This window comes from Streptomyces sp. GB4-14 (assembly GCF_022696125.1).
GTDB classification, from domain to species: Bacteria; Actinomycetota; Actinomycetes; order Streptomycetales; family Streptomycetaceae; genus Streptomyces; species Streptomyces werraensis.
The window spans coordinates 3,646,722-3,673,112 of sequence record NZ_RZHO01000002.1; the positions used below are offsets into that span (position 1 = coordinate 3,646,722).

Annotated in this window: 20 protein-coding genes; 16 read left to right on the top strand and 4 right to left on the bottom strand. The window is 73.9% G+C overall.

Annotation, left to right across the window (positions count from 1 at the left end):
- Nucleotides 1-287 precede the first annotated feature (287 nt).
- Entirely contained in the window at nucleotides 288-3,161 is a 2,874-nt protein-coding gene (locus tag ELQ39_RS18125) for an FAD-binding and (Fe-S)-binding domain-containing protein (RefSeq protein WP_242592788.1), read from the top strand.
- A 9-nt stretch (nucleotides 3,162-3,170) separates the two neighbouring features.
- Here the strand turns inward: ELQ39_RS18125 and ELQ39_RS18130 are convergent, their stop codons facing one another.
- Nucleotides 3,171-3,596, bottom strand: a complete 426-nt coding sequence (locus ELQ39_RS18130; protein WP_190002918.1) for a VOC family protein — start codon at nucleotides 3,594-3,596, stop codon at nucleotides 3,171-3,173.
- Between the two features lie 169 nt (nucleotides 3,597-3,765).
- On the opposite strand from ELQ39_RS18130, the gene ELQ39_RS18135 reads away from it, so the two are divergent.
- On the top strand, nucleotides 3,766-5,826 hold the full coding sequence (locus ELQ39_RS18135; protein WP_242592789.1) for a restriction endonuclease: 2,061 nt from the start codon (nucleotides 3,766-3,768) through the stop codon (nucleotides 5,824-5,826).
- Between the two features lie 27 nt (nucleotides 5,827-5,853).
- On the opposite strand, the gene ELQ39_RS18140 is transcribed toward ELQ39_RS18135, so the two are convergent.
- Nucleotides 5,854-6,306: an NUDIX hydrolase gene (locus ELQ39_RS18140; protein WP_242592791.1), complete on the bottom strand. Its 453-nt coding sequence runs from the start codon at nucleotides 6,304-6,306 to the stop codon at nucleotides 5,854-5,856.
- Nucleotides 6,307-6,550: 244 nt separating this feature from the next.
- Here ELQ39_RS18140 and ELQ39_RS18145 point away from each other — a divergent pair, with 244 nt between their 5' ends.
- The 10 genes from ELQ39_RS18145 (at nucleotide 6,551) to ELQ39_RS18190 (ending at nucleotide 18,581) form a co-directional block, all read left to right on the top strand.
- Entirely contained in the window at nucleotides 6,551-7,513 is a 963-nt protein-coding gene (locus tag ELQ39_RS18145) for an EamA family transporter (protein ID WP_242592793.1), read from the top strand.
- A 281-nt stretch (nucleotides 7,514-7,794) separates the two neighbouring features.
- Complete coding sequence (locus tag ELQ39_RS18150) at nucleotides 7,795-8,595, top strand: TIGR03084 family metal-binding protein (RefSeq protein ID WP_242592796.1); 801 nt, start codon at nucleotides 7,795-7,797, stop codon at nucleotides 8,593-8,595.
- A complete protein-coding gene (locus tag ELQ39_RS18155) occupies nucleotides 8,592-10,283 on the top strand; it encodes an acyclic terpene utilization AtuA family protein (protein ID WP_242592798.1) in 1,692 nt (563 codons plus the stop codon). Before ELQ39_RS18150 ends, ELQ39_RS18155 begins: the two co-directional genes overlap by 4 nt.
- Nucleotides 10,280-11,878: an acyl-CoA carboxylase subunit beta gene (locus tag ELQ39_RS18160; RefSeq protein WP_225628002.1), complete on the top strand. Its 1,599-nt coding sequence runs from the start codon at nucleotides 10,280-10,282 to the stop codon at nucleotides 11,876-11,878. The genes ELQ39_RS18155 and ELQ39_RS18160 overlap by 4 nt, the downstream gene beginning before the upstream one ends.
- 8 nt (nucleotides 11,879-11,886) lie before the next feature.
- Complete coding sequence (locus tag ELQ39_RS18165; RefSeq protein ID WP_242592800.1) at nucleotides 11,887-13,731, top strand: acetyl/propionyl/methylcrotonyl-CoA carboxylase subunit alpha; 1,845 nt, start codon at nucleotides 11,887-11,889, stop codon at nucleotides 13,729-13,731.
- 99 nt (nucleotides 13,732-13,830) lie between these two features.
- Complete coding sequence (locus ELQ39_RS18170) at nucleotides 13,831-14,994, top strand: acyl-CoA dehydrogenase family protein (RefSeq protein ID WP_242592802.1); 1,164 nt, start codon at nucleotides 13,831-13,833, stop codon at nucleotides 14,992-14,994.
- A 36-nt stretch (nucleotides 14,995-15,030) separates the two neighbouring features.
- Nucleotides 15,031-16,611, top strand: a complete 1,581-nt coding sequence (locus ELQ39_RS18175; RefSeq protein ID WP_242592804.1) for a 4-coumarate--CoA ligase family protein — start codon at nucleotides 15,031-15,033, stop codon at nucleotides 16,609-16,611.
- Nucleotides 16,608-17,342, top strand: coding sequence for an enoyl-CoA hydratase family protein (locus ELQ39_RS18180; protein ID WP_190002908.1), 735 nt, complete (start codon nucleotides 16,608-16,610; stop codon nucleotides 17,340-17,342). The genes ELQ39_RS18175 and ELQ39_RS18180 overlap by 4 nt, the downstream gene beginning before the upstream one ends.
- Nucleotides 17,343-17,349: 7 nt before the next feature.
- Nucleotides 17,350-17,964, top strand: a complete 615-nt coding sequence (locus ELQ39_RS18185) for a TetR/AcrR family transcriptional regulator (protein WP_242592807.1) — start codon at nucleotides 17,350-17,352, stop codon at nucleotides 17,962-17,964.
- Between the two features lie 35 nt (nucleotides 17,965-17,999).
- A complete protein-coding gene (locus ELQ39_RS18190) occupies nucleotides 18,000-18,581 on the top strand; it encodes a hypothetical protein (protein WP_242592809.1) in 582 nt (193 codons plus the stop codon).
- Nucleotides 18,582-19,046: 465 nt separating this feature from the next.
- Here ELQ39_RS18190 and pdxH read toward each other — a convergent pair whose 3' ends face one another.
- A complete protein-coding gene (pdxH, locus tag ELQ39_RS18195; RefSeq protein ID WP_242592811.1) occupies nucleotides 19,047-19,733 on the bottom strand; it encodes a pyridoxamine 5'-phosphate oxidase in 687 nt (228 codons plus the stop codon).
- A gap of 286 nt (nucleotides 19,734-20,019) precedes the next feature.
- Here pdxH and ELQ39_RS18200 point away from each other — a divergent pair, with 286 nt between their 5' ends.
- Together ELQ39_RS18200 and ELQ39_RS18205 are read left to right on the top strand one after the other, a co-directional pair.
- Entirely contained in the window at nucleotides 20,020-21,120 is a 1,101-nt protein-coding gene (locus ELQ39_RS18200) for a citrate synthase 2 (RefSeq protein ID WP_242592813.1), read from the top strand.
- A gap of 559 nt (nucleotides 21,121-21,679) precedes the next feature.
- Entirely contained in the window at nucleotides 21,680-23,074 is a 1,395-nt protein-coding gene (locus tag ELQ39_RS18205; RefSeq protein ID WP_242592815.1) for a PAS domain-containing protein, read from the top strand.
- A 179-nt stretch (nucleotides 23,075-23,253) separates the two neighbouring features.
- On the opposite strand, the gene ELQ39_RS18210 is transcribed toward ELQ39_RS18205, so the two are convergent.
- Nucleotides 23,254-24,009 (bottom strand): SIS domain-containing protein, encoded by a 756-nt coding sequence (locus ELQ39_RS18210; protein WP_190002902.1) that lies wholly within the window; start codon nucleotides 24,007-24,009, stop codon nucleotides 23,254-23,256.
- Nucleotides 24,010-24,241: 232 nt separating this feature from the next.
- Here ELQ39_RS18210 and ELQ39_RS18215 point away from each other — a divergent pair, with 232 nt between their 5' ends.
- Nucleotides 24,242-24,934: a metal-dependent transcriptional regulator gene (locus ELQ39_RS18215; RefSeq protein WP_006134258.1), complete on the top strand. Its 693-nt coding sequence runs from the start codon at nucleotides 24,242-24,244 to the stop codon at nucleotides 24,932-24,934.
- Nucleotides 24,935-25,487: 553 nt separating this feature from the next.
- Nucleotides 25,488-26,366 carry an alpha/beta fold hydrolase gene (locus tag ELQ39_RS18220; protein ID WP_190002901.1) on the top strand — a complete coding sequence of 293 codons (879 nt, stop codon included), beginning with the start codon at nucleotides 25,488-25,490 and terminating at the stop codon, nucleotides 26,364-26,366.
- Nucleotides 26,367-26,391 lie beyond the last annotated feature (25 nt).

Genomic DNA, 26,391 nt, shown 5'->3' on the forward strand with positions numbered 1-26,391 from the left:
AGTCAGGTCCTCGGTCAGGTCCTCGGTCGGGTCCGCGGGCGTGCGCCGTCGTGGCTGCGCGGCCCTCGGGCGGTTCGATGGGACGCCGGACCTGATGCAGGGGTCGCTTTGCGAACGAGGTCCGACAACTGCGCGCAACTCGCGGTCACTATATGGGAGTTCGTGATCGGCTTGGGAAGATTCTGCTTCCGTTCTTGGTTGAACGGCCATGGCCGCGCGTCCCGGGACGGTTCCGCGGAGGGTGTGCCGCCGCCCGCGCCGCACCCCGCCGGAGGCATCCTGAGGGCATGACGGATCAGCGGGAACTGGCGGCGGCCCTGCGCGCGGCGGTACGCGGCGAGGTGGACCTCGGCGTCACCGCGCGGGCGCTGACCACGATGGACGCCTCCAACTACCGCCGGATTCCGCTCGGCGTGGTCGCGCCCCGGGACGCCGACGACGTCGCGGCGGCGCTCGCGGTGTGCCGGGAGCGCGGGGTGCCCGTGGTGCCGCGCGGCGGCGGCACGTCGATCGCGGGACAGGCGACCGGCACGGGCATCGTGCTCGACCTCACACGCCACATGAACCGTCTGCTGTCCCTCGACCCGGAGGCGGGCACCGCCGTCGTCCAGCCCGGTCTGGTCCTCGACCGGCTCCAGGAGGCCGCCGCCCCGCACGGCCTCCGCTTCGGCCCCGACCCCTCCACCCACGGCCGCTGCACCCTCGGCGGCATGATCGGCAACAACTCCTGCGGCTCCCACTCGGTCGCCTGGGGCACCACCGCCGACAACGTGCGCACCCTGTCGGTGATCACCGCGCGCGGCGAACGTCTGCGCCCCGGACCCGGCTGGGCGGGCGCCCCGGCGGGCCTGCGCGCGCTCGTGGAGGGGGAGTCGGCACGCCTGCGCACGGGCTTCCCCGATCTGCCGCGCCGCATCTCCGGGTACGCGGTCGACGCCCTGCTGCCCGAGAACCGTGCCGACGTCGCCCGCTCACTCTGCGGCTCGGAAGGCACCCTCGCCGTGCTCACCGAGGCCGAGCTGACCCTCGTACGGGCGCCCCGCGCACGCGCGCTCGCCGTGCTGGCGTACGCCGACGAGAGCGGGGCCGCGCAGGCGGCGGCGGGACTGCTGCCGTACCGGCCGCTGACGGTGGAGGGCATGGCGGCCGACCTCGTGCCGTCCGCCGCCGGCCTGCCGCGCGGAGGGGCGTGGCTGTTCGTCGAGGCCGGCGGGGACACCGGGGCGGAGGCGCGCGCGGCGGCGGAGGCGATCGTGCGGGCGGCGGACGTCGTGGACGCGCTGGTGGTCACCGACCCGGCCCGGCAGCGCACGCTGTGGCGCATCCGGGAGGACGCGAGCGGGACGGCGACGCGCATGCCGGACGGGAGCGAGGCGTGGCCCGGCTGGGAGGACTGCGCGGTGCCGCCCGCCCGGCTCGGCGACTATCTGCGGGACTTCCGGGGGCTGCTCGCCGAGCACGGTCTGCGCGGCACCCCGTACGGGCACTTCGGGGACGGCTGCATCCACGTCCGCATCGACTTCGACCTGCTGACCGGGCCGGGCGTGGCCCGCTTCCGGCGCTTCTCGGAGGAGCTGGCGGACCTCGTCGTCGCCCACGGCGGCTCCCTCTCCGGCGAGCACGGCGACGGGCAGGCGCGCGCGGAGCTGCTGCCCCGCATGTACGGCGCGGAGACGGTCGCCCTCTTCGAGCGGGTCAAGGGCGTGTGGGACCCGGACGGCCTGCTCAACCCCGGCATGCTGGTCCGCCCCGCGCCCCTCGACGCGGACCTCCGCTTCTCCGCCCTCCCGCGCGAACCGGTCGACGTGGCCTTCGGCTACCCCGCCGACGCCGGTGACTTCTCGGCCGCGGTGCGGCGCTGCGTGGGCGTCGCCAAGTGCCGCACGACGTCCGTGTCGGGGTCCGCCGTGATGTGCCCGTCGTTCCGGGCGACGGGGGAGGAGGAGCACTCCACGCGCGGGCGCGCCCGGCTGCTGCACGAGATGCTCGCGGGCGAGCTGGTGACGGACGGCTGGCGCTCCACGGAGGTACGGGACGCGCTCGACCTGTGCCTGTCCTGCAAGGGGTGCAGGTCCGACTGCCCGGTGGGCGTCGACATGGCCACGTACAAGGCGGAGTTCCTGCACCACCACTACGCGGGCCGCCGCCGTCCCGCCGCGCACTACGCGATGGGGTGGCTGCCGGTGTGGCTGTCCTGGGCGGCCCGGACCCGGACGGCGGGCGTGGCGAACGCGCTCGCCTCGGTGCGGCCGCTCGCAAGGGTGGCGAAGCGGATGGGCGGGATCGCGGGGGAGCGGGAGATCCCGTCTCTGGCGACGGAGCCTTTCAGCCGCTGGTGGAGGCGGAGGCGGAGGTCCGCCGAGGACGATGGCCCACTGGTGGTGCTGTGGCCGGACACCTTCACCGAGCATCTGTCGCCGTCGGTGGGCCGGGCGGCCGTACGGGTGCTGGAGGCGGCGGGGATGCGGGTGGTGCTGCCGCCGACGCTGCGGCCACGGTCCGGCGGGCGCGTGGGCGACGCCCGGTCACGCTCTCCGTTGTCCCTGCTGACGGCACGGCGCGGCCGGGTCTGCTGCGGCCTGACGTACATCTCCACGGGCCAACTGGACCGCGCCCGTGCGGTGGTGCGGCGCACCCTCGACATCCTGGAACCGGTTCTCGCCACGGACGCGCCGCTGGTGGTGCTGGAACCGAGCTGCGCCGCCGCGTTGCGCACGGACGCCCCGGAGCTTGTGCACGACGACCCGCGTGCGGCACAACTGGCGTCCCGTGTCGTGACGTTCGCCGAGGCGCTGGAGCGGTACGCCCCCGACTGGACCCCGCCCGCCGTGAACCGCCCGGTCACCGGCCAGACCCACTGCCACCAGCACGCGCTCCTGGGCGACGGTCCCGACCGCAGACTCCGGGAGGCGGCCGGCCTCACGGGCGAGCTGGCGGGCGGCTGCTGCGGCCTCGCGGGCAACTTCGGCTTCGAGAGGGGGCATGAGGACGTCTCGCGCGCCTGCGCGGAGGAGCAGTTGCTGCCCTCCGTACGGGAGGCGCCACAGGACGCGGTGGTCCAGGCGGACGGCTTCTCCTGCCGGACGCAGCTGGAGCAGCTGGGGGGCGTGCGGGGCCGTCACCTGGCGGAGATCCTGGCGGAGGCGCTGGAGGAGGAGTGACGCCTTGCCTCAGTCGAGGCAGAACTCGTTCCCCTCGATGTCCTGCATGACGATGCACGAGTCGGTGCCGTCGTAGAGCAGCCGCTGCCGGGTGGCGCCGAGGGGGACCAGCCGGGCGCACTCGGCCTCCAGCGCGGCGAGCCGCTCCTCACCGGTCAGCCCGGTGCCGACGCGGACGTCGAGGTGGACGCGGTTCTTGACGGTCTTGCCCTCGGGCACCCGCTGGAAGAACAGCCGCGGCCCGGCGCCGGTCGGGTCACTCGCCGAGCACCAGGCGCCCTCCCCGTCGGGGAACCGCTCCCGGTTGAACTCGTCCCAGGAGCCGTACCCCTCGGGCGGCACGACGGTGTACCCCAGCACCTCGCACCAGAACCGGGCCACCCGCTCGGGCTCCGCACAGTCGAACGTGACTTGCACCTGCCTGATCTCTGCCACGGGGCGCACCCTAACAAGCGGTCGGGCGACCGCCACGGACTTCGGGCCGCGCCGAACCCCGGACAGCCTCCGTCAAGCCGGTGTGCGGGGCAGCCGTCGCTGGTTAGAGTCGTGCGTCACAGCTGGTTGTGGGGACAACCGGAGTGCCTTGGGGGAGGGCCCGCAGCGCATGAGTCGTCGTTCCACCGGTTTTGTCGGCGTCTGGGCAGAGATGCAGCGGCAGCAGCAGCGTCAGCAGGAGGCCGACGCCAGGCGGCGCCGGCAGGAGGAGCAGCGGGCGCGGGCGCATCAGCGGCGCGCCGAGCGGGACCACCGTGAGTACCGGAAGGCGGAGGCCCTCCGGCGTACGGAGGAACTGGACGCGCGGGTCGCGTCGTTGCGCGAGCTGCTCGCTTCGGGGTGCCGGGCGGCGCCGTTCCGGGCCGCGGCACTGATGCGGGCGGAGACCGTGCAGCCGTTCGCGCCCGGACCGCTCGCCCAGCCGGTGCCCATGCCGGACGAGCGGTACTACCAGCCGCAGGGCGGGGGCTGGACCGCGAACCGCAGGGCCCAGGCCCAGGCGGAGGCGCGGGCGCGGTTCGAGCGGGACCGGCACGCGGCGCAGGCCGCCGAGGCGCAGCGGCAGCAGCAACTCGCCGCCTACCAGCGGCAGTACCAGGAGTGGGCCGACGCCCAGCTGGCCGAGGTGCGGCGGCACAACGCCGGGGTCAACGCGACCGTCGAGGGCGTACGCCGCCGTGAGCCCGACGCCGTGATCGAGTACTTCTCCGCCGCCCTGTACTCCTCGACGGCCTGGCCGGAAGGGTTCCCGCGCCAGGTGGCCGCGGCCTACGACCGGGCGGCGGGGCAGCTCGTCCTGGACTGGGAGCTGCCCGCGTACGACGTGGTGCCGGAGACCAAGTCGGTCCGGTACATGGCGAGCGTCGACCAGGACAAGGAGACGCCCCGCCCCGTGGGCCGGCGGCGTGCGCTGTACAGGGAGGTCCTGGCCCAGTGCATGCTGCTCGTGCTGCACGAGCTGTTCGCCGCGGACGAGCAGGGCGCCCTGGAGTCGGTGGCGCTGAACGGCTTCGTCGACGGGCACGACCCGACGACGGGCCGGCCCGGGCGGATCTGCCTCGCCACCGTCATGGCCGAGCGCGCCGTGTTCCAGGAGCTGCACCTGGCGCAGGTGGACCCGGAGAGCTGCTTCGCCGACGCGCTGCGCGGTCAGGTCTCGGCACGCCCCGACCAACTCGCGGCCGTACGGCCCGCAAGGCGTCCGCAGGACGTCGGCAACCGGGTCGTCGCCCACGGCGGCGACGAGGATCCCGACCTGTTCGCCATGGACCCGGTGGCCTTCGAGCATCTGGTCGCCGATCTTTTCCGCGCCATGGGCATGCAGGCGGTGACCACCCAGCGCTCCAACGACGGCGGTGTGGACGTCGACGCGCTGGACCCGACGCCGATCCGGGGCGGCAAGATCGTCGTCCAGGTGAAGCGCTACCGGAACACGGTGCCGCCCACCGCCGTGCGCGACCTCTACGGCACCGTGCAGGACGCCGGCGCCAACAAGGGCGTCCTCGTGACGACGTCCGGCTTCGGCCCCGGCTCACACACCTTCGCAGCCGGCAAGCCCCTGGAGCTCGTCGCGGGCCCCGAACTGGTGGACCTCCTCCACCGGCACGGGCTGCGGGGGCGGCTCGGCGACGGGACGACGCGGGACACGGGCCGTCCGGCGGACCCGGACGCGGACCGGCTCCCCGACGACTACAACGTCCTGGGCATGAGCTGGACCGGCGGCGTCGCGCTGGACGTGTGCGCGCTGGTGTGCCGCGGCAGCCGTGTGCTCAGCGACGACCACTTCGTCTTCTTCAACAACCCCGGCACCCCGGACGGCGCCGTGCGCGCCCTGGAGGCCACCGCACCCGACAAGGCCGCGATCCGCGTCGCCTTCGACGGCCTGCCCGACGAGGCCGACCGCTTCGTGCTGGTCGCCGCCGTGGACCCGGAGGTGAACCCGGACGCCGACCTCGCGGGCTTCACGGACGCCCGCATCCGCCTCCTCGACCCGGGTCTGACCGAGCTGGGCCGTCTCGAGGTGTCCGACGGCCGGGCGGGGGAGACAGCCCTGGTCCTCGGCTCGTTCCGCCGCCGCGCAGGCGGCGACTGGGACTTCGTCCTCGGCGGCAGGGGATACCGGGGCGGCCTGGAGGAACTGGTCCAGGACTTCGGGATCGAGGTGCGGTAGCCCTGCGCGGGGGCGCTCCTCACGTCCTCAGGGCGTCGTCCCGCCCCGCACCAGGGGATGGCACACCGGCTGGACGCCCTCGGGGAGGGCGTCCGGTTCGCACCAGCGTGCCTCCAGGATCTCGAACGGGTCCAGGCGCAGTTCGCCGCCGAGGAGGCGGGCCTCGAAGGCCACCTCCATGCGGGTGCGCAGGCCGCTGTTCAGCATGACCAGCCGGCCGACCTCCACGTCGAGGCCGGTCTCCTCCTTGACCTCGCGCACCACGGTCGCCCGGAAGTCCTCGCCCTTGCGCGCGAAGCCGCTCGGCAGGCCCCACTGGCGGCCGGGCGGCCACATCCGGTGCTTGAGCAGCAGCACCCGTCCCTCGTCGTCGCGCACCACTCCCGTCACGCCGACCACGAACTTGGCGTGCAGCAGCCACACGATGCGGCTCTGCAGCGGGCGCAGGAGCCGCCAGACACGGACCAGGAGTCGTCGCACGGAACCTCAGTCGAAAGGGGGAAGCGGACGGGGTGTCACCAGGGGGAACCGTACCGGGTAGGACGTCCGCACCGTGGACGGAGTTGACCCGGACGGGACCCGGGTCGCATCGTCAGGTATATAAACGCTTCACGGTGCTGACGTAGTCCAATACGCTGGACCCGTGAGTACATCGAGGTGCACACTCGATGCAGTCGCGCATCACCTCGCACCGCTCGCGTCCCCTACCTCCCTGGAAGGCACCGTGACCACCCCCAGCGCCGCCACCTCGTCCACCGCTTCCGGGCAGGCCCACGGCCCCGCACCCGCGCGGGCCGGCGCCCCGGGCGGCCGCCGCGGCGCCCTCGGGCCGGTCGGACTGGTACTGGCCGGCGGCGTCTCCGTGCAGTTCGGCGGGGCGCTCGCGGTCACGCTGATGCCGCGCGCCGGCGCGCTCGGGGTGGTGACCCTGCGGCTGCTGGTCGCGGCGGTGGTGCTGATGGTGCTGTGCCGGCCGCGGCTGCGCGGTCACTCGCGCACCGACTGGGGCACGGTGATCGTCTTCGGCATCGCCATGGCCGCGATGAACGGCCTCTTCTACCAGTCCGTCGCCCGCATCCCGCTCGGCCCCGCGGTCACCCTTGAGGTGCTGGGCCCCCTCACCCTCTCCGTGCTGGCCTCCCGGCGCGCGGTCAACCTCGTGTGGGCCGCGCTCGCCCTCACCGGCGTGTTCCTCCTGGGCGGCGGGGGCTTCAGCGGCCTCGACCCGCTGGGCGTCGCCTTCGCGCTGGGCGCCGGGGCGATGTGGGCGGCGTACATCGTCTTCAGCGCGCGGACCGGGCGCCGCTTCCCGCAGGCCGACGGGCTCGCGCTCGCCATGGCGGTGGCGGCGGTGCTGTTCCTGCCGCTGGGCGTGCTGGAGTCCGGCACGAAGCTGCTGGACCCGACGGTCCTCGCGCTGGGCGCGGCGGTCGCGGTGCTGTCGTCCGTCCTGCCGTACACCCTCGAACTCCTCGCGCTGCGACGCCTGCCCGCCTCGACCTTCGCGATCCTGATGAGCCTGGAACCGGCCCTCGCGGCCACCGCCGGCTTCCTCGTCCTCGACCAGGCCCTCGCCGCGACGGAGGCCGCCGCCATCGCCCTGGTCATCGCGGCGAGCATGGGGGCGGTGCGGACGCAGGTGGGGCGGCGCCGGGTCAGGGCGGGCGCGAACCTCACCAAGGACTGACGTCGCCCCGCCGGCGTCGACATCCGGAAGCGTCCCGGGGCACGGTCCCGCCACGCGCGCCCCGCAGCCCGGCCGTTCCGGCTCGGCCATCTGACATGACGGTCCGGAAGGACTGACAGGCGGGGAGAAAGGCCGCGTCCCCGGCGAGGGCGCGGCCTTTGTCGTCGGTCGTGCTCCGGACGGCCTCAATCATGCAAGCACGCTTGCTTGTTTTCAGTACCGCTGCCATGCTCCTCACCACGCCGCACACCGCCGTGTCCGTGCCCCGAGGGGAGCGACTCGTGTCCGATCCGACGCCCGTGATCGACGATCTGCGTGAGGAGAGTGAGGAGCTCGACCGGCTGGTGGCCGGGCTGGAGCCGGAGCGGTGGGCGTTGCCCACACCCGCCGCCGGATGGACCGTCGCCCACCAGATCGGGCACCTCGCCTGGACCGACCACTGCGCCCGGACCGCCGTCACCGACCCCGACGGCTTCCGCGCGCTCGTCGAGCAGGCCCTCGCCGCTCCGCACACGTACGTCGACGACGGCGCCGAGGAGTACGCCCGCGCCGAGCCCGCCGCGCTGCTCGCCCGCTGGCGGGAGGGGCGCGCGGCGCTGGAGAAGGCGCTGCGGGAGGCGCCGGACGGGGCGCGGTTCCCCTGGTTCGGGCCCCCGATGTCCACCGCCTCCGTGGCCACCGCCCGGCTGATGGAGACCTGGGCGCACGCCCGGGACGTGGCCGACACGCTCGGCGTGACCCGCGCGCCCACCGGCCGCCTCCGCCACATCGCCCGGCTCGGCGTCCGCACCCGCGACTTCGCCTACGGCGTGCACGGCCTCACCCCGCCCGCCGACCCGTTCCGCGTCGAGCTCACCGCGCCGGACGGCGGCGACGTCTGGGCGTACGGCCCCGAGGACGCCCCCCAGCGGGTCACCGGGCCCGCCCTCGACTTCTGCCTCCTGGTCACCCGGCGCGCCCACCGCGCCGACCTGGACCTCACCGCCGACGGCCCCGACGCCGACCGCTGGCTGGACATCGCCCAGGCCTTCGCCGGGCCGCCCGGTGGCGGGCGGGAGCCGAAGGGGGACGGCGCGCGGTGACGGCGAAGCCCCTGCGCATCGGCAACTTCTCCGGCTTCTACGGCGACCGCTCCGACGCGCTGCGCGAGATGCTGACCGGCGGCGACCTCGACGTCCTCACCGGCGACTACCTCGCCGAGCTGACCATGCTGATCCTGGCCCGCGACCGGCTGAAGGACCCGGCCGCCGGGTACGCCCGCACCTTCCTGCGCCGGCTCGAGGACACCCTGGGCCTCGCCCACGACAAGGGCGTCCGGATCGTCACCAACGCGGGCGGGCTCAATCCGGCAGGGCTGGCCGACGCCGTGAGACAGCTGGCGGACCGCCTCGGCATCCCCGTGCGCGTCGCCCACGTCGAGGGCGACGACCTCACCGCCCGCCACCCCGGCAGCCTCGCCGCGCACGCCTACCTCGGCGGCTTCGGCATCGGGGAGTGCCTGCGGGCCGGCGCCGACGTGGTCGTCACCGGGCGGGTCACCGACGCCGCCCTGGTCACCGGGCCCGCCGCCGCGCACTTCGGCTGGAAGCCCTCCGACCACGACCGGCTGGCCGGCGCGGTCGTCGCCGGGCACGTCCTGGAGTGCGGGGCGCAGGCCACCGGCGGCAACTACGCGTTCTTCGCCGAACGCGATCCCCGCGCCCTGCGCCGGCCCGGCTTCCCCCTCGCCGAGATCCACCCCGACGGCTCCGCCGTCGTCACCAAGCACCCCGGCACCGGCGGCTTCGTCGACGTCGGCACGGTCACCGCGCAGCTGCTGTACGAGACGGGCGGCGCCCGGTACGCCGGGCCGGACGTCACCGCACGCCTGGACACCGTCACGCTCACCCAGGACGGGCCCGACCGGGTGCGGATCGAGGGGGTGCGCGGAGAGGCTCCGCCGCCCACGCTCAAGGTCGGCCGCAACCGGCTCGGCGGGTTCCGCAACGAGGTCGTCTTCGTGCTCACCGGACTCGACATCGAGGCCAAGGCCGCACTGGTCCGCGAGCAGATGGGAGAGGCCCTCGCCGCGTCCCCGCCCGCGGACGTGCGCTGGGACCTCGCCCGCACCGACAAGCCCGACGCCGACACGGAGGAGACCGCCGGCGCGCTGCTGCGTCTCGTCGTACGGGACCCGGACCAGCAGAAGGTCGGGCGGGTGCTGAGCGGGGCCGCCATCGAGCTGGCGCTGGCGAGCTACCCCGGGTTCCATGTGGTGGCGCCACCGGGCAAGGGCTCCCCGTACGGGGTCTTCGAGGAGGCGTACGTCCCCCAGGGGGACGTACACCATGTGGCCGTCCTCCACGACGGGCGCCGGATCACCGTGGACCCGCCCCAGGACACCGCCGCCCTCGACGCCGTACCGCCCCCCGCCCTGCCCGAGCCGCTCCCGCCGGGGCCGGCCGTCCGCGCGCCGATCGGCCGGGTCGTCGGCGCCCGCAGCGGGGACAAGGGCGGGAACGCCAACGTCGGTGTGTGGGCGCGGACCGACGACGCCTGGCGGTGGCTCGCGCACGAGCTGACCGTCGAGCGGTTCCGGGAGCTGATCCCCGAGGCCCGGGACCTGCCCGTCACCCGGCACGCGCTGCCCAACCTGCGCGCCCTGAACTTCGTCGTCGAGGGGATCCTCGGCGAGGGCGTCGCCGCACAGGCCCGTTTCGATCCGCAGGCCAAGGCGCTGGGGGAGTGGCTGCGCTTCCGTCACGCCGACATCCCGGAGGTGCTCCTGTGACGGTCCTCGCGTCCGCCCTGAACCCGTCCGACCCGGACCACCGGGAGAACCGGGAGGCGATGCTCGCCAAGCTGGCCGAACTCGACGCCGAGCACGCCAAGGCCCTCGCGGGCGGCGGCGAGAAGTACGTCGAGCGGCACCGGGGACGCGGCAAGCTGCTCGCCCGTGAACGCATCGAGCTGCTGCTCGACCCGGACACCCCGTTCCTGGAACTGTCCCCGCTGGCCGCCTGGGGCAGCGACCACACCGTGGGCGCCTCCCTCGTGACCGGCATCGGGGTGGTCGAGGGCGTGGAGTGCGTGATCACCGCCAACGACCCGACGGTGCGCGGCGGCGCCAGCAACCCCTGGTCGCTGAAGAAGGCCCTGCGCGCCAACGACATCGCGCTGGCCAACCGGCTGCCGCTGATCAGCCTCGTCGAGTCCGGCGGCGCCGATCTGCCCTCGCAGAAGGAGATCTTCATCCCGGGCGGCGCGATCTTCCGCGACCTGACCCGGCTGTCGGCGGCCGGCATCCCCACCGTCGCCGTCGTCTTCGGCAACTCCACGGCGGGCGGCGCCTACGTGCCCGGCATGTCGGACCACACGATCATGGTCAAGGAGCGGGCCAAGGTGTTCCTCGGCGGCCCGCCGCTGGTGAAGATGGCGACCGGCGAGGAGAGCGACGACGAGTCCCTGGGCGGCGCCGACATGCACGCCCGCGTCTCCGGCCTCGCCGACCACTTCGCCGTGGACGAGCCGGACGCGCTGCGCCAGGCCCGCCGGGTCGTCGCCCGCCTCAACCACCGCAAGGCGTACCCCGATCCGGGCCCCGCCGAGCCGCCCGAGTACGACCCGGAGGAACTGCTCGGCATCGTCCCCGGCGACCTGAAGACCCCCTTCGACCCGCGCGAGGTGATCGCGAGGATCGTCGACGCGTCCGACTTCGACGAGTTCAAGCCGCTGTACGGCACCAGCCTGGTCACCGGCTGGGCGTCCCTGCACGGCTACCCGGTGGGCATCCTCGCCAACGCGCGGGGCGTCCTGTTCAGCGAGGAGTCCCAGAAGGCCGCGCAGTTCATCCAGCTGGCCAACCAGCGCGACATCCCGCTGCTGTTCCTGCACAACACCACCGGCTACATGGTCGGCAAGGAGTACGAACAGGGCGGCATCATCAAGCACGGCGCGATGATGATCAACGCGGTCTCCAACTCCCGCGTCCCGCACCTGTCCGTCCTCATGGGCGCCTCCTACGGCGCCGGCCACTACGGCATGTGCGGCCGCGCCTACGACCCGCGCTTCCTCTTCGCCTGGCCCAGCGCCAAGTCCGCCGTCATGGGCCCGCAGCAGCTCGCCGGCGTGCTGTCCATCGTCGCCCGCCAGTCCGCGGCGGCGAAGGGCCGGCCGTACGACGACGAGGCGGACGCGGCGCTGCGCGCCATGGTGGAGCAGCAGATCGAGTCCGAGTCCCTGCCGATGTTCCTGTCCGGGCGGCTGTACGACGACGGCGTCATCGACCCGCGCGACACCCGCACCGTCCTCGGCCTGTGCCTGTCCGCCGTCCACACCGCGCCCTACGAGGGCGCGCGCGGCGGCTTCGGCGTCTTCCGGATGTGAGGCAACCCGTGATTTCTTCCGTCCTCGTCGCGAACCGCGGCGAGATCGCCTGCCGCATCGCCCGCACCTGCCGCGACCTCGGCATCGCGACCGTCGCCGTGCACTCCGACGCCGACGCCGGCGCCCTCCACACACGCGTCGCCGACACCGCCGTACGGCTCCCCGGCTCGGCGCCCGCCGACACGTACCTGCGCGGCGACCTGATCGTGAAGGCCGCCCTCGCGGCCGGCGCGGACGCCGTGCACCCCGGCTACGGATTCCTCTCCGAGAACGCCGGCTTCGCGCGCGCCGTCCAGGACGCCGGACTGGTGTGGATCGGGCCGCCGCCGGAGGCCGTCGAGGCGATGGCGTCCAAGACGCGCGCCAAGCGGCTCATGGGCGTCGAGCCGCTCACCGACGTCACCGAGGCCGACCTGCCGGTGCTGGTGAAGGCCGCGGCGGGCGGCGGCGGACGCGGCATGCGCGTCGTGCGCGACCTCGCCGGCCTGGACGCCGAACTCGCCGCCGCCCGCGCGGAGGCGGCGAGCGCCTTCGGTGACGGGGAGGTCTTCGTCGAGCCGTACCTGGAGAACGGCCGCCATGTCGAGGTGCAGGTCCTCGCCGACACCCACGGCACCGTGTGGGCGCTCGGCACCCGCGACTGCTCCCTCCAGCGCCGCCACCAGAAGGTGATCGAGGAGGCCCCTGCGCCCGGCCTCACCGACGCGCTCACCGGGGAGCTCCACACGCTCGCCGTACGCGCCGCCCGCGCGGTCGGATACGTCGGCGCGGGCACCGTGGAGTTCCTGGTCGCCGGCGACCGGGCGCACTTCCTGGAGATGAACACCCGGCTCCAGGTCGAACACCCCGTCACCGAGGAGGTGTTCGGCGTCGACCTCGTCGCCCAGCAGATCCGCGTCGCCGAGGGCCACGCCCTGGACCCCGAGCCGCCGGCCCCACGCGGCCATGCCGTCGAGGCCCGCCTCTACGCCGAGGACCCCGCCCACGACTGGGCCCCGCAGACCGGCCGCCTGCACCGCCTCGCCGTCCCCGGTGCCGTACGTCTCGACACCGGCTACACCGACGGCGACGACATCGGCGTGCACTACGACCCGATGCTCGCCAAGGTCGTCGCCCACGCTCCCACCCGCGCGGAGGCGGTGCGCAGACTGGCCGCCGCCCTGGAACGCGCCGTGATCCACGGCCCCGTCACCAACCGCGACCTCCTCGTCCGCTCCCTGCGCCACGAGGAGTTCACGCAGGGCCGCATGGACACCGGCTTCTACGACCGCCACCTGTCCGCCCTCACCGCCCCCGCCGCCGACCCGTACGCGCCGCTCGCCGCCGCCCTCGCCGACGCGCACGGCCGCTCCCGCTTCGGCGGCTGGCGCAACGTGCCCTCGCAGCCGCAGGTCAAGCGGTACGCGATGAACGGCGAGGAGCACGAGGTCCGTTACCGCCACACACGCTCGGGCCTGGCGGCCGACGGTGTGACGGTCGTGCACGCGGACACGTCCCTGGTGATCCTGGAGATCGACGGCGTGCGCCGCCGCTACGAGGTCGCCCGCCACGGCGACCGCGTGTACGTCGGCGCCACGGCCCTCACCACCCTCCCCCGCTTCCCCGCCCCCGAGGCCGGTCATGCCCCCGGCTCACTTCTCGCCCCGATGCCGGGCACGGTGGTCCGCATCGCCGAGGGAGTCACCGAGGGCGCGACGGTGGAGGCGGGCCGGCCCCTGCTCTGGCTGGAGGCGATGAAGATGCAGCACAAGATCACCGCTCCCACAGCAGGCACGCTCACCTCCCTCCACGCACTGCCCGGCCAACAGGTGGAACTGGGCGCCCTCTTGGCGGTAGTGGAAGAAACCCCCTGAGGGCCACAGCCCCTCCAGGGGCGCGGGGAACTGCGCGACCAGCCCAAACGAACCCGCACCCACCCCACGACTCACAGCCCCTCCTCCCAAGGAGCCCACATGCCGGTGATCGAGTCAGAAGAACACAGGGCCCTCCGCGCAGCGGTGTCCGCCCTGGGCCACAAATACGGCCGTGAGTACCTCACCCGCACGGTCGAGGAGGGCAGGCCCGCCACCGAACTCTGGGCGGAGGCCGCCGGACTCGGCTACCTCGGCGTCAACCTGCCGGAGGAACACGGCGGAGGAGGCGGCGGCATCTTCGAACTCTCCATCGTCCTGGAGGAACTCGGCGCCGCCGGCTGCCCCCTCCTCCTCATGGTGGTCTCCCCGGCCATCTGCGGCACGGTGATCGCCCGCTTCGGCACCGAGGAGCAGAAGCGGGACTGGCTGCCCGCCCTCGCCGACGGCACCCGCGTCATGGCCTTCGGCATCACCGAGCCCGACGCCGGCTCCAACTCCCACCGCATCACCACGACCGCCCGACGCGACCCCGCCACCGGCGACTGGCTCCTCACCGGCCGCAAGGTGTTCGTCTCCGGCGTGGACATCGCCGACGCCACCCTGATCGTCGGCCGCACGGAGGACGCCCGCACCGGGCGCCTCAAGCCCTGCCTGTTCATCGTCCCGCGCGACACCCCGGGCTTCGAGCGCCGCAAGATCGACATGGAACTCAGCGCGGCGGAGAAGCAGTTCGAGCTGACCCTCGACGACGTGCGGCTGCCCGCCGGCGCGCTGGTCGGCGACGAGGACGCCGGTCTGCTCCAGCTGTTCGCCGGGCTGAACCCCGAGCGCATCATGACGGCCGCGTTCGCGATCGGCATGGGCCGCTTCGCGCTGTCCCGCGCCGTCGAGTACGCCCGCGACCGCACGGTCTGGAAGGCGCCCATCGGCTCCCACCAGGCGATCGCGCACCCCCTCGCGCAGGCGCACATCGACCTCGAACTGGCCCGCCTGATGATGCAGAAGGCCGCCCACCTCTACGACGCGGGCGACGACACCGGCGCGGGGGAGGCCGCCAACATGGCCAAGTACGCGGCGGCCGAGGCCTGCGTGAAGGCCGTCGACCAGGCCGTGCACACCCTCGGCGGCAACGGTCTCACCCGTGAGTTCGGGCTCGCCTCGCTGATAACGGCCGCGCGCGTGTCTCGTATCGCGCCGGTCAGCCGGGAGATGATTCTCAACTACGTCTCCCACCAGACCCTGGGCCTGCCCAAGTCGTACTAGGCGACCGGCAAGCCTCCCGGCCGTCCTGGAGGAACCATGTTCCGCAGCGCGTACGCAGACGTCACGCCGGTCGAACTCCCCATCCACGAGGCGGTGCTGGGCCGCGCCGCCGAGTTCGGGAGCACCCCGGCCCTGATCGACGGCACCGACGGCACCACCCTCACCTACGAGCAGCTGGACCGCTTCCACCGGCGGGTCGCCGCCGGACTCGCCGAGGCGGGCGTGCGCAAGGGGGACGTGCTCGCCCTGCACAGCCCCAACACGATCGCCTTCCCCACCGCCTTCTACGCGGCGACCCGCGCGGGCGCCTCCGTCACCACCGTGCACCCGCTCGCCACTCCCGAGGAGTTCGCCAAGCAGCTGAAGGACTGCGCGGCCCGGTGGATCGTCACCGTGTCCCCCCTGCTGGACAGCGCGCGCGGAGCAGCCGAACTCGCGGGCGGCGTCGAGGAGATCTTCGTCTGCGACAGCGCACCCGGACACCGCTCACTGATCGACATGCTGGCCTCCACGGCCCCCGAGCCGGTCGTCGGCATCGACCCCGCCGAGGACGTCGCCGCGTTGCCGTACTCCTCCGGGACGACCGGCGTCCCCAAGGGCGTGATGCTCACCCACCGGCAGATCGCCACCAACCTCGCCCAGCTCCAGCCGGCGATCACGGCGGGCCCCGGCGACCGCGTGCTCGCCGTGCTGCCGTTCTTCCACATCTACGGCCTCACCGCCCTGATGAACGCCCCGCTGCGGCACGGCGCGACCGTCGTCGTGCTGCCGCGCTTCGACCTGGAGCAGTTCCTCGCGGCCGTCCAGAACCACCGCATCACCGCCCTCTACGTCGCCCCGCCGATCGTGCTGGCCCTCGCCAAGCACCCCCTCGTCGCCCAGTACGACCTCAGCTCGCTGAAACACGTCATCAGCGCCGCCGCACCCCTGGACGCGAGCCTCGCCGCGGCCTGCGCGCAGCGTCTCGGCCTGCCGCCGGTCGGGCAGGCGTACGGCATGACGGAGCTGTCGCCCGGCACCCACGTCGTACCGCTCGACCTCATGGAGGAGGCCCCGCCCGGCACCGTCGGCAAGCTCATCGCCGGCACCGAGATGCGGATCGTGTCCCTCGACGACCCCGGCAAGGACCTCGGTCCCGGCGAGTCCGGGGAGATCCTCATCCGCGGCCCGCAGGTGATGAAGGGCTACCTCGGACGCCCCGACGCCACCGCCGCGATGATCGACGGGGACGGGTGGCTGCACACCGGGGACGTCGGCCACGTCGACGACGACGGGTGGCTCTTCGTCGTGGACCGGGTGAAGGAGCTCATCAAGTACAAGGGCTTCCAGGTCGCGCCCGCCGAGCTGGAGGCGCTGCTGCTCACCCACCCCGGGGTCGCCGACGCGGCCGTCATCGGCGTCTACAACGAGGACGGCAACGAGGTCCCGCACGCCTTCGTCGTCCGCCACCCCTCCGCGCCGGAACTGACCGAGGGCGAGGTCATGATGTACGTCGCCGAACGCGTCGCCCCGTACAAACGGGTCCGGCACGTCACCTTCATCGACGGCGTGCCCCGCGCCGCCTCCGGAAAGATCCTGCGCCGCGAACTCCGGGCGGCGCACAAGGAGCCCTCGTGACCCTGATCGGCCGCGGTCGCAACCGGGGCGTCGAGACGCTGTCCCTCGACGCCCCGGAACGCCGCAACGCCCTGTCCGCCACCCTCGTCGGCGACCTCGCCGCCGCGCTCGCCGACGCCGGGAAGGACCCCGGCGTCCGCGCGGTGGTCCTCACCCACACCGGCAACACGTTCAGCGCGGGCGCCGACCTCAAGGACCCGCCCGATCCGTCCGCGCTGGTCGGGCTGCTCCGGCAGATCGTCGAGCTGCCCAAACCGGTCGTCGCCCGCGTCACCGGGCACGTCCGCGCGGGCGGGCTCGGGCTGCTCGCCGCATGCGACATCGGCGTCGCCTCCCGCGCGGCGACCTTCGCCTTCACCGAGGTGCGGATCGGAGTCGCCCCGGCGGTGATCTCCCTGCCGCTGCTGCCGCGCACCGACCCGCGCGCCCTCGCCCGCTACTACCTCACCGGGGAACGCTTCGACGCCGACGAGGCCGCCCGCATCGGCCTGCTCACGGCGGCCGGCGAGGACGTCGACGACGCCCTCGCCCCCGTCCTCGACGGCCTGCGCCGGTCCGCCCCCGAGGCCCTCGCCGAGACGAAACGGCTGCTCACGGCTAGGGTGCTGGAGACCTTCGACCGGGACGCGGACGCCCTGACCGCGCTCTCGGCACGCCTCTTCGCCTCCGCGCCCGCGCGCGAGGGCATGACGGCGTTCCTCGAACGACGGGATCCGGAATGGGTGGTGTGAGCACGGCATGGGCGAGGTGAGCACGGCCGACCGTGCCGGACGCGTCCCCAAGCAGGACCGCAGCCGGGCCACCCGGCAGCGGCTGCTGGAGGCCGCCGTGGCCTGCCTCGCCGAGCACGGCTGGGCGGGCTCCACGGTCTCCGTCGTCGCCGAACGGGCCGGCGTCTCCCGGGGCGCCGCCCAGCACCACTTCCCCACGCGGGAGGACCTGTTCACGGCCGCCGTCGAGTACGTCGCCGAGGAACGCTCCTCCGCCCTGCGCGCCCTCTTCCCCGAAGGCGCCGCGGCCTCCGACCGCCGCGCGGTGGTCGCCGCCCTCGTCGGCCTCTACACCGGGCCCCTGTTCCGGGCCGCCCTGCACCTGTGGGTGGCCGCCTCCAACGAGGAGCAGCTGCGGCCGCGGGTGACCGAGCTGGAGCTGCGGGTCGGACGCGACTCGCACCGGATCGCCGTGGAACTCCTCGGCGCCGACGAGTCCCGCCCCGGCGTCCGCGAGACCGTCCAGGGATTCCTCGACATGGCCCGCGGCCTGGGCCTCGCCAACCTCCTCACCGACGACACCGCCCGCCGCGAACGGGTCGTCGCCCAGTGGGCGGACCTCCTGGACGACGCGCTGCGCTGAGGGCGCTGTCAGCGGCCGGGCCTACGGTGTCCGGCATGGGTGACCACTTCCAGACGATCGTCGACCTCGAAGCCGGGCCCGACGAGGCGGCGACCTACGCGGAGCGCGGGCTGGCCTGGCTGATCTCCGAGGGCATCGTGAGCGCCGAACGGACCGACTGCGTCCTGGGCGCGCCCCTCGGCCATCCGCCCGGCCCGAACTGGCTCCGCGCCTGTTCCCCGGAGGACGAGGAGTGGGAGCCGTCCGACGGGCTGGACGTGGAAGTCGGACGCACCGTCTTCAACGGCGGTCAGGGCGAGCCCGAGGCGGTGACCTGCCCCCGCTGCGAGGTCACGACCCGGCTGATGACCGACACGTGGGAGCCGGACGACGAGGCCTGGGCGCCGTTCGGCGCGGCCCTGCGCGACTGGGACGACACCGGAGAGGCCGAGGCCGTCTGCCCCGCCTGCGCCGCGTCCGTCCCGCTGCCGGAGTACCGCTGGGCGGACGACTACTTCGCCTTCGCCCACCTGGGCTTCGAGTTCTGGAACTGGCCCGAGTTCACGGAGGAGTTCCTGACCCGCTTCTCCGACGCCCTGGGCGGGCACCGGGTGAGGAGGGTGTGGGGCAAGCTGTGAGGACGCACCGGGGCGCTTGTGGGTTCGCGCAGGGCGCGGGGCTACGCGGGTGTGTCTCCGGAGGGGCACCAGGCACCGGCGTCGGTGCGGGCCGGGGGTGTTGGCGCACCTCGGCACCAACGAGGTGCCGCCGCGCCCTCCCCCCCATCGCCCTGGGGGGAGGTACGAAAGCCTGCGGCTAGCGGCATCGCGGCCCCCGTCATCCGGCCGCGCGCCGCCGTTGGCGGCAGGCTGCCGCTCGCGGCGGGGAGGGGACGGGGTGGGGGTGGGCGCCCGCAGCGGCTGGCGCGTCCGCGCCCTTCCCCTGCCGAGTAACTCGATCGCGCCAGACCGAGGACGTCCGCCCCCGCCGCGGCCCCGCACCACCCACCCTCCGTAGGCGCTACGCGCACCCCACCGCACCGCAACCCTGCGCCGCAGGCCCACAACCACAACCCCCACCGCGCAGAACACCGCGGCAGCCGCTCACGGAGCCAGCCGCTCCACTCTCCACCCTCCCCCCGCCTCCGCGACGTACCGCAGACGGTCGTGCAGCCGGTTCTCGCGGCCCTGCCAGAACTCCACGGTCTCCGGGACGACCCGGAAGCCGCCCCAGTGTGGCGGCACCGGGACCCGCTCGTGTTCCGGATAGCGTGCCGCGAGAGCGGCGTACGCCGTGTCCAGCTCCTCCCGCGACGCGATCACCGTCGACTGCCCGCTGGCCCACGCGCCCAGTTGTGACCCGTGCGGCCGGGTGCGGAAGTACGCGGCCGTCTCGTCGCGCCCGGTGCGCCGCGCCGTGCCGGTGACGATGACCTGCCGGGCGACCGGGTGCCACGGGAACAGCAGCGAGACGTGCGGGTTCGCGGCCAGGTCGCGGCCCTTGCGGGACTCGTAGTTCGTGTAGAACACGAACCCGTTCTCGTCGAAGTGCTTCAGCAGCACCGTGCGCGAGCTGGGCCGGCCCGCCGCGTCCGCGGTCGACACGATCATGGCGTTCGGTTCGAACAGCCCGCCCTCCCGCGCCGCCTGCGCGAACCAGCGCGCGAACTGCTCGACGGGGGTGGCGGCGAGGTCGGTCTCGGAAAGCCCCTCGGTCCGGTACTGCTTGCGCATCGAGGCGAGATCGAGGGGGACGGCGTCTCGGTCGGTCACGCCGTCATCCTGCCGCATCCGCCCAGGCCGCGAGGTCGGGGTGGCCCACGTCACAGACACCCGGTGCCCAACCTCACGGGTGGCACTCAGTGCCGCGAACCCTCCCCAAAACTGGCACTCGGGGATATCGTGCTGGCACTGATCCGGTTGGGTGACCGCCAGCCGGGCATCACAGGGGTGACGTCCAGACCGCGAGTCTCACCGAGCCGACCGCGGATCCCCGGACCCACGCCGATCGCGCCACGACACATGGTCGTCCCACCCCACAACACCATCTGTCCCCACCTATCGAGGGAGCCGCCTGATGTCCGACTTCGTACCCGGGCTCGAAGGAGTCGTCGCGTTCGAGACGGAGATCGCCGAACCGGACAAGGAGGGCGGCGCCCTCCGCTACCGGGGCGTCGACATCGAGGACCTGGTCGGTCACGTCTCCTTCGGCAACGTGTGGGGGCTGCTCGTCGACGGGGCGTTCGCGCCAGGACTGCCGCCCGCCGAGCCGTTCCCCATCCCCGTGCACTCGGGCGACATCCGCGTCGACGTGCAGTCCGCGCTCGCCATGCTCGCCCCCGTGTGGGGCCTGAAACCGCTCCTCGACATCGATGCCGAGCAGGCCCGCCAGGACCTCGCCCGCGCCGCCGTCATGGCCCTGTCGTACGTCGCCCAGTCGGCGCGCGGCCAGGGGCTGCCGATGGTGCCGCAGAGCGAGATCGACAAGGCCGAGTCGGTCGTCGAACGCTTCATGATCCGCTGGCGCGGCGAGCCCGACCCCAAGCACGTCGCCGCCGTCGACGCGTACTGGACGTCGGCCGCCGAGCACGGCATGAACGCCTCCACGTTCACCGCCCGCGTCATCGCCTCCACCGGCGCGGACGTCGCGGCGGCGCTCTCCGGGGCCGTCGGCGCCATGTCCGGCCCGCTGCACGGCGGCGCGCCCTCCCGCGTGCTGGGCATGATCGAGGAGATCGAGCGCACCGGGGACGCCGAGGCGTACGTCCGCAAGACCCTCGACAAGGGCGAGCGGCTGATGGGATTCGGCCACCGCGTCTACCGCGCGGAGGACCCCCGGGCCCGCGTGCTGCGCCGCACCGCCCGCGAGCTGGGCGCGCCGCGCTTCGAGGTCGCCGAGGCGCTGGAGAAGGCCGCACTGGCCGAGCTGCACGCCCGCCGCCCCGACCGGGTGCTGGCGACGAACGTGGAGTTCTGGGCCGCGATCGTGCTGGACTTCGCGGAGGTTCCGGCGCACATGTTCACGTCGATGTTCACCTGCGCCCGCACCGCGGGCTGGTCGGCGCACATCCTGGAGCAGAAGCGCACGGGCCGGCTGGTCCGCCCGTCGGCCCGCTACGTGGGCCCCGGGCCGCGCGACCCGCGTGAGATCGAGGGCTACGCGTCCCTCGCCCACTGAGCCCTGCCCGGGAGGAGAACCTTCGGAAACGCAGGCGACCCGCGAGTCTGGTTCCCCCTGGGGGGAGCCGGCCGGACGATACCGGCGACTCGCGGGTCGGGTGACTGCGTTGGATTGGGCCGGTTGCGTGCATCACTCGCACGCCGGTCCGGCGCCGAACCGAGTACGGCGACGGGCCACTAGCCCGCAGCCACCTCTTCCGTCCGGTTGTCATACATCTGCCGAACCACCTCCTTTCCGAAGTACCGCCACCCTAAGAACCGCCCGCCGCAGGATCAACCAGTTTTTTGTGCCGACCTTCCGGAGCGCGGTCGGCGGCCGTCCCGTCGGGCCGGGCGCCGTCAGCCGGCCGCTCGTTCCGAGCCCATGGCGCGGCGTCCGCCCCGCCCCGTCGCATGAGGTCTTTTGCCTCGTGGATGCGTGGGTACGAGGGAGCAGGCAACAATTCCCACAAATCTTGTCGGGAACTCGATGTGCGCTGGGTCACGTTCAAGTTGAATGATTGTTGGTGAGCGAATCGTCGTGCCGTACGTGCGGACACAGCCTGCAGGGGGTTCAGGTGAGTGCATCCCGGCGTAGTGGGGCCACCGACGAGCTCGGGCCGGAGGGGCCCGAGCCCGAGCGGGAGGGGCCGGCCGGCTCCGACCTGCTCGCGGCGCTGCTCGACGGCATGGACGCCGCCCTGTGCGCCTTCGACGCGGACGGCGTGGTGACCCACTGGAACCGTGAGGCCGAGCGCGTCCTCGGCTGGACCGCCGAGGAGGCGGTCGGGCGCGCCGGGTTCGCCGGGTGGGCCGTGCGCAGCGCGGACGCCGAGGAGGTCGAGGCCCGGCTGATGTCGGCCATGGACGCGCCCGGCCGGCAGGTGAACGAGTTCGCGCTGCTCACCAAGGACGGGCGCCGGGTCCTGGTGCGCACCCAGTCCGCCGCCGTACGCGGTCCCGACGGCAAGCCGGCCGGGGTCTACTGTGCGTTCAGCGAGGTCCACGCGCAGATCGACCTGGAGCGCTCCATCGCGCTGAGCGAGGCGCTGCTGGAGGACGCCGGCTGGGGCGTCGTCCTCGTCGACGCGGACCTCAGGCCCGCCGTCGTCAACGCGTACGCGGCGCGGGCGCTCGGCGCGGGCCGTACGTCGGTGCTGGGGCGGCCGCTGGGGGAGCTGCTGTCGCAGGGCGTGGAGGAGCTCGAGAGCGCGCTCACCCATGTGCTCGCCGAGGGCGCCCCGCCCGCGCCCGCCGAACTGTGGGTGGCCGTGCGGACACCCGAGGGCGAGCGCCGGCGCTGCTGGCGGAACGGGTTCGTGCGGCTGTCGTCGCCGCTCGCCGAGGAGCCGGTGCCGCTCGGGGTGGGGTGGCTGTTCCAGGACGTGACCGAGGCGCGGCAGGGCGAGCAGGAGGCGTCGCTGCTGCGGTTCCGCACCCAGCAGCTGCACCGGGCCGCCCGCGCGGCGGCGGAGTGCGAGAACCCGGCCGAGGCGGCCACGGTCCACCTGGACTTCGCGCTCGCCGGGTTCGCCGACCACGCGTTGATCGACCGGGTCGCCGAGGGCGGCACGGACACCGACCGGGTCCGCCTGGTGCGGATCGCCGGGACCCCCTCCGGCGCCCCGGGCCCCAGCCGCCTCGACGGCCGGGCGGGCCTCCCGGCGCTGTACGCCGACGGGCATCCGGCCCTGCAGTGCGTGGAGCGCGCCGGGACGGTGCGGGCCGGCGCGGGCTCGCTCAAGGGTGACGCGGCACGCGAGTGGGCGCTGGCCCGCCAGTGGCCGCAGGACACGGTCCACGCCCTGTGCACGGTCCTGCGCAGCCGCGGCCGCACGCTCGGTGCCGTGACGTTTCTGCGCACGTCCAACCGCACGGCCTTCGAACGCGCGGACGCGATGTACGCCGAGGACGTGGCGGCACACATCGCCATGGCCCTGGACCTGGCGGCACTGCTGCCCGGGGAGGGGTGAGGGCCGGCCGCGCCGGGGCCGTAGGTGCCCCCGTGCGTCGCCCTCCTCGAACCGCCCGGACGCGAGCACGGAACCACGCGGGGTGATCCGTGCCCTCGCGCCCGGCGCGGACGTGCCGCGCGGACGCCGGCGGCGGGGCCGCGTGCGACTGCCCGGGGCGACCCGCGGTCGTACCGGGCTCAGTGCTGGTAGAAGATCCGGTCGCCGTACTCCGTCATCACCTGGGTGTTCCAGGCGTGGCCGCCGTCGACGTTGCCCGAGCGGAGCAGGGGCGGTTCGACGCCGCGGTCGGCGAGGGCCGCCGCGGCGGTGGCCATGACCGCCTGGAGCAGGGCCGAGGTGACGACCGTGGACGCGGGCGCGAACGGCGCCGAGACGCCCTCCCAGGTCAGTTCCGCGTCGCCGACCGGGATCCCCGAGTCCAGCACCACGTCGCAGTGGTCCTTGAGGAACGTCCCGGAGGGGTTCCGCGGCGACGTCTGCGCCGCGTACGCCACCGATGTCACGCCGATCACCTTCACGCCCTTGGCGCGCGCCCTCGTCGCCATCTCCACCGGCATCACGTTGCGCCCGGACAGGGAGATGATCACCAGGAGGTCGCCCTCCCGCAGCGGGGAGGAGTCCAGCACCGTGCCCGCGAGCCCTTCCACCCGCTCCAGGGCGGACCCCAGCGTCGCCGGCCGGACGTCGACGCCGACGACCCCCGGCACGGTGAGCAGGTTCATCAGGGCGAGCCCGCCCGCGCGGTAGACGAGGTCCTGCGCGGCGAGCGAGGAGTGGCCCGCGCCGAAGGCGAAGAGCCGTCCGCCGTCGGCGACCGTGTCCGCGATCATCGTGCCCGCCGCCGCTATGGGCCCGGCCTCCTCGTCGCGCAGCCGCCGCAGCAGCCCGATCGCGGCGTCGAGGAACTGACCGGCGGGCGTGCGGTCGCTCATGCGGCTCCCTTCGGGGGCGGACATGTCGCGGATCACCGTGCGGTCTGGACCACTGCCGTGTCAATACGGTGTCCGGACGCCCGTCCGCGGCCCTGCCGCAGCCACGCGTTTCCGCCGCGCGGCCCGGTTGTCCGTCGTATGCGTAAGAATTGAGTCTCGGGCCAGCGCACACGCCGGTGAGCCGTCCAGCCTTCCGGCAGAGCCAATCCGCAGATCTCATCGAGGGGCAAGTATGTCCGGACTGATCGACACCACGGAGATGTATCTCCGCACCATCCTCGAGCTGGAGGAGGAAGGTGTGGTCCCCATGCGCGCCCGGATCGCCGAGCGGCTCGACCAGAGCGGGCCGACGGTCAGCCAGACGGTGGCCAGGATGGAGCGCGACGGCCTGGTGTCCGTCGCCCCGGACCGCCATCTGGAGCTCACGGAGGAGGGCCGCCGGCTGGCCACCCGCGTGATGCGCAAGCACCGTCTCGCCGAGTGTCTCCTGGTCGACGTGATCGGCCTGGAGTGGGAGCAGGTGCACGCCGAGGCGTGCCGCTGGGAGCACGTGATGAGCGAGGCCGTCGAGCGCCGCGTCCTGGAGCTGCTGCGGCACCCGACCGAGTCGCCCTACGGCAACCCCATCCCGGGGCTCGAGGAGCTGGGCGAGACGGACGGCACGGTGCCGTTCCTCGACGAGGGCATGGTGTCGCTCGCCGACCTCGACCCGGGCGCCGAGGGCAAGACGGTCGTGGTGCGCCGGATCGGCGAGCCGATCCAGACGGACGCGCAGCTGATGTACTCGCTGCGCCGGGCGGGCGTGCAGCCCGGCTCGGTGGTGAGCGTGACGGAGTCCGCGGGCGGCGTGCTGGTGGGCAGCAGCGGCGAGGCGGCGGAGCTGGAGTCGGAGGTCGCCTCGCACGTGTTCGTCGCGAAGCCCTGACGGCGGCCGGCCGCCTCCCGGGGGAGGGGGTGCTTCCCGCCCGCCGGACGGGAACGCGCCGAATCACCCGTCGGATCCGGCTCCACCGCGTCTGCGTTGCGCGGAATCGCAGCGTTCGCCCGGCGGGCGTGCGAGGCTGTCGCGTGAGGCATATGACCTGAGGGGTTCTTGGCCCGGTGGCGCGGAGGCCGCCCGGGCCGGGGAGGGGCGGGACGATGTGCCGTGACCACGTGAGGAGCCCCGGCGCCGCACGGCGCCGGGGCCTGTCCTCCCCTGTGCTGACCCGGAGCCCCGAGCTCTCAGGGTCATTCCCCTCGGACCGGTTTCCCCGAGCGGTCCGCCTCCCGCTGAAGATCTCCCCCGGTCCGCGCCGGTCAATCCTCGCGCGGGGTCACTCGAACGAGGGGTGTTGCCGGAGAGACGAGCATTTTCGAATACCCATTCGATAGCGTGCGGCAGTGGCAACAGGCAGAGTCCGGCGGCCGGCGGGGGCCGGAGCACCGGCGACAGACAGGGTCAGTGGGCAGGCAGCGAGCTTGGGGGGTGCCAGACCATGGCGCGACGCATCGACGTGACGGGGGCGGACGGCGTACGCCTGGCCGCCTGGGAGTTCGGCGACCCGGCCAAGGCCGGACCGGACCCGGGGGAGACAGCCGTGCCGGACGCGCCCGGCGTGCTGTTACTGCACGGCCTGATGGGCCGCGCCTCGCACTGGGCGTCCACCGCCCGCCGTCTCTCCGCGCGGCACCGCGCGGTCGCCCTCGACCAGCGCGGCCACGGCCGCAGCGAGAAGCCTCCGGAGGGCGCCTTCACCCGCGACGCCTACGTCGACGACGTGGAGGCCGCCCTGGAACAGCTCGGCCTCGGCCCCGCCGTCCTCATCGGCCACGCGATGGGTGCCCTCACCGCCTGGCAACTGGCCGCGAAACGCCCCGACCTGGTCCGCGGCCTGGTCATCTGCGACATGCGGGCCTCTGCCCTCGGAGGCGCCTCGCAGCGCGAGTGGGCGGAGTGGTTCGCGTCCTGGCCGGTCCCCTTCGCCACCCTCGCCGACGTACGGAAGTGGTTCGGCGAGGACGACCCCTGGGTGGAGCGCCCCAACCCGTCCCGCGGCGAGTTCTACGCCGAGGTGATGGCCGAGTCCCCCGACGGCTGGCGCCCCGTCTTCGACCCCGACCAGATGCTCCGCTCCCGCGAGACCTGGGTCTACGACGCCCACTGGGAGGAACTGGCCCAGGTCCGCTGCCCCGCCCTGGTCGTCCGTGGCCTCGACGGCGAACTGGGCCGCGCCGAGGCCCAGGAAATGGTCCGCGTCCTCCCCCGGGGCCAGTACGCCGAGGTCGCCGACGCCGGCCACCTCGTCCACTACGACCAGCCCGAAGCCTGGCTCGCCGCGATCGAGCCGTTCCTGGACTCGCTCGACGGGGAGTGAGGCCCGGAGCCCGGTGTCCCGCGGG